The sequence below is a fragment of the Fulvivirga kasyanovii genome (genome assembly GCF_009711405.1).
Taxonomy (GTDB): Bacteria; Bacteroidota; Bacteroidia; order Cytophagales; family Cyclobacteriaceae; genus Fulvivirga; species Fulvivirga kasyanovii.
Genome location: NZ_SMLW01000266.1, coordinates 1 through 3,642 on the forward strand (window position 1 = coordinate 1; position 3,642 = coordinate 3,642).

The following is a 3,642-nucleotide window of genomic DNA, read 5'->3' on the forward strand; positions in this document are numbered from 1 at the left end:
TGCTCACCGGAAAATCTGACTCTCTTTGAGGCAGTTGCCCGGAAAAATTACACCCTGAAAAACCCTCTCAAGCAACACCACCGAAGCCATGTATACCACATTGAGGTCAACGGTAAGGACTATGTATTAAAAATCCCTCTGGAGAAGAACAAAAGGTGGTGGATCAGGTTCACCACACTGTTTCGCGATGGCGAAGCTTTTAAAAATATTAAAGGTATGCTCAAGTATGAAGAACTGGGACTGCATACTACAAAGCCCGTACTGGCCGCAGAAAAACGTGAGTCAGGGATGGTAACAGACTCATGGCTGCTATATGAATACCTGGACGGCGAGCCTTGCCTTGACCATGAAGAATATTATCCTTTGGTTATAGACGAATTAAAACTGATCCACCAACGCGGCTACCTGCACGGAGACCCCCAGATACGTAATTTCCTATATAAAGAAGGGAAGATCTTTGTGATCGACAGTAACCCGAAACGCATTGGCCTCACCGGCTTCTCCCGCGCCTACGAATTTGCCTACCTCAGAAAAAGCGCCCCGGGTATAGAAAAGTACTTCGGTAAGATCAACAACTGGTGGCTCTATCGCCTGGCCTTTTGGTACGACATCTATGAGCGAAAATTTGTAAGGACCCGACGAAAAATAAAGAAATTACTTCTTTTTAAGGATTAGGTATTTCCCTCCGTTATAATACTTTTCGTACAAACCATTCTCTTCAACTTTCCAGCCATTGAACCAATGAAAAACTTCACTGTCTTTCATTTCCTCATCTACCACGATGTATTCAATGTCAAGCGATGCCACTTTTTCTGTAAATTCCTCCTGAGTAAATGGCTCAGGCATGCGTTCTTCCAAGTATTCGTAGCTTTTGTAAGAGTATATGCGATAATCCAGTATGCCATTATAAACTAGCTCCCAGGGGCCAATAAGCTTCGCCCCTTTAGGGATATGCGATAGTATCTCTTCATGTTTGGCAATATGAGCTTCATTACGCTCAATGATTTTTACCGCTCTGACAAAAAACAAAACGAACTGAACCAGCAATACCAATATCATTATCCCTTTAAACACACGTTGCTTTGATTGCACCAGGGCATGCAGACCGTACCCGGTTATAAGCACCATAAAAGGAATATTGAGCATCAAATACCTCGGAGCCTTGTGACTTCCCAGCAATGCAAGGAATGTAACCTGGAAAATGGTATACAGCAGCAGCTCTCTTCTGGTATTCCATAAATGTTTGCCCTTAAAAAATAGTGTAAGAATAAACATCACGCTGATACCAGCAACCTGATCGTCCCAGAAAAATCGCTTCTGCTCGTTTACTATTCTTTCAAAAAGGGTTTGGAAAATATTTTTCTGAACGGTATCCGAAAAACTATGAGAAGGCCAGTTTTGCAAGTTATGCGCCCAAATGGCAAAGTTATCGCCCTGGGCAAGGGGTGCAAAGTAAACAAGGCAAACAGGTATAGCTACTGCTGAAAACAGAACTACTCCTTTGATCTTCCTGTAATACAACAAGGTAAAGAATCCCGAAACACAAAAGATAGCTCCGTTGAGATGGGTAAGAAAAGCCAGTCCGGCAAATAACCCGGCCAGTAAAACCTTATAAATGCCTCCGCTGTTTTTATAGGCTGTAAGAAAAAGGAAAGAGCCAAAACCAAACATCATAGCCGGCACCTCCGGCCTGTATTCAAATGCCTTAACTAATGTAAGCGGGATAATTAATATCAGCAGCAGAACCAAATAGCGCAACTCCCGACTCTCCGAAGATGTGTATTTCCACATCATAAACATGCATAGTGCTAAACAAAGCAGGTTAAACGCTTTCAAATAGTAAACAGACCATCCGAATACAGATATAATAGCACTACCTATCCATATCAAAAGCTTATGATAAACCAGAAATTCATTCTCCCAGTTAAAAATAAACGGGATGCTTTTTAGTTTAACTGTCCCCTCTTTAGCCAGCCAGTAAGCCTGCTCTCCAAACCAATTGTCGTCTGACTGTATGTATCTGTTGATTAGGGTTGCCAAAAGTGCTACAGAGGCCACTATTAGCAAGCTAAGTAAAACTTTTCTCGATAGTAAGTTTGAGTAAACCTTGTCCAGCTTATTCATTTCGCTATTTTTTCCACATTAACATTATAGAAACCCCTGCGGGCAAATGTGCTTTCTTGTTCAGAAAATATTTTTCACACTTAAACAGCTTGTAAAGAAGTCTATTCAACAAACCCGGTTTGAACTTGGCAAAGTCAGACTGAGGGGCTTCCTTACTTTTCCTCTTCAACAAATTAGATAGCCGTCTGACAAAATAAATGGGAGGAAATAAAATAGAATTGAAGTAGGAGCAATACACAGTTTTTCCGCTTGAGACAAATAGTCCTTTAAGATCTTTCTCCACATAGCGTCTGAAATGGTGATTAATCAGGTCATGATCACTCCACAGGTCCATAAATGCCGGCACTGTAACAAACACATGCCCGCCATCACAACATACCCGCTTCATTTCCGCCACAGCCAGTTTGTCGTCTTCCACATGCTCAATAACATCAAAGGCACACACCAGATCAAATTCATTGTCACCAAATGGCAAGGACAATATACTACCATGTACAACAGGAATATCCAATGTCTCTTTTACAAACTTGCAGCAATCTTCATCGTATTCAAGCGAAGTAACACTACCAAACCCTGACAGCATTTCTGTAGTTGCTCCGGTTGCAATCCCTATATTAAGTATTTTTAGCTTTTTCTTTGGGTTTATTAGTTTCTCAACCTGAGACTGCAAAATTTCCATTCGCGCCAAAAACCACCAATGCTGTCTTTCCTGAATATAGTATTCCTTAAAATATGCTTTATCCAATTTTCTCTTCCCCGTTTATAATGCGTCTGTTTACTACAAATAATGGCCTGCCCTTCGACTGATCAAAAATCCTGGCGACATACTCACCAATAACCCCCAGGCAAATCAACTGTACTCCACTGAATAATGCCAAAGCGATAATAATAGTTGTGTATCCCTCAGGGACGTTGTCATATAAAATCTTTTTTACAACCAATACAGTGATGTAGATCAAGGATAGAAGGATGGTATAAAGGCCAAGACGTGTAATGAGTTTTAATGGGATATTGCCAAAGTTGAAGATACCATCATAAGCCAGTTTGAACAGACGTTTCAGGGAATATTTCGTTTCCCCGGCAGAACGGGAATCCCTTTTATATTCAATACCAATTTGCTTATACCCTACCCACGACCTGAGCCCTCTGACAAACCTGCTTTGCTCGGGCATGTCATTGATGTGGTCGACAACCCTGCGGCTCATCATGGAAAAATCGCCGCTGTCCAATGGAATATCAGAAGTGGTCAGCATTCTTTGCATACGATAGTAGAGCCAATAACCGGTTTTTTTCCATGCTGCCTCTTTACGCGCCCTACGCACTGCATAAACCACATCATACCCCTGCTTTAGCTTTTCATAGAAATCTATTACGAGTTCAGGTGGGTCCTGAAGATCTCCATCCATAAGCATTACAGCTTCAGTTCCGCGGGCATACACCATTCCCGCTGAAATCGCTATCTGGTGCCCAAAATTCCGTGATAGAAAAACCCCATAAAAAGTCTCATCTTCCAGTGCC

Annotated in this window: 4 protein-coding genes; 1 reads left to right on the forward strand and 3 read right to left on the reverse strand. The window is 41.8% G+C overall.

All coding sequences use genetic code 11. The features are described 5' to 3' along the window. Nucleotides 1–675: lipopolysaccharide core heptose(II) kinase RfaY (locus tag E1163_RS01705; RefSeq protein ID WP_155168824.1), on the forward strand; the 675-nt coding region annotated here is incomplete at its 5' end. Here the strand turns inward: E1163_RS01705 and E1163_RS01710 are convergent. The 3 genes from E1163_RS01710 to E1163_RS01720 form a co-directional block, all read right to left on the reverse strand. Next, entirely contained in the window at nt 655–2,124 is a 1,470-nt protein-coding gene (locus E1163_RS01710; RefSeq protein ID WP_155168826.1) for an ArnT family glycosyltransferase, read from the reverse strand. The genes E1163_RS01705 and E1163_RS01710 overlap by 21 nt on opposite strands. Before the next feature lie 4 nt (nt 2,125–2,128). Next, the gene (locus tag E1163_RS01715) at nt 2,129–2,869 is read right to left on the reverse strand and encodes a class I SAM-dependent methyltransferase (protein ID WP_155168828.1); all 741 of its coding nucleotides are present in this window, start codon (nt 2,867–2,869) and stop codon (nt 2,129–2,131) included. Beyond that, the coding region (locus E1163_RS01720) for a glycosyltransferase family 2 protein (protein WP_155168831.1) at nt 2,862–3,642 on the reverse strand (781 nt) is incomplete at its 5' end. The genes E1163_RS01715 and E1163_RS01720, both read right to left, overlap by 8 nt.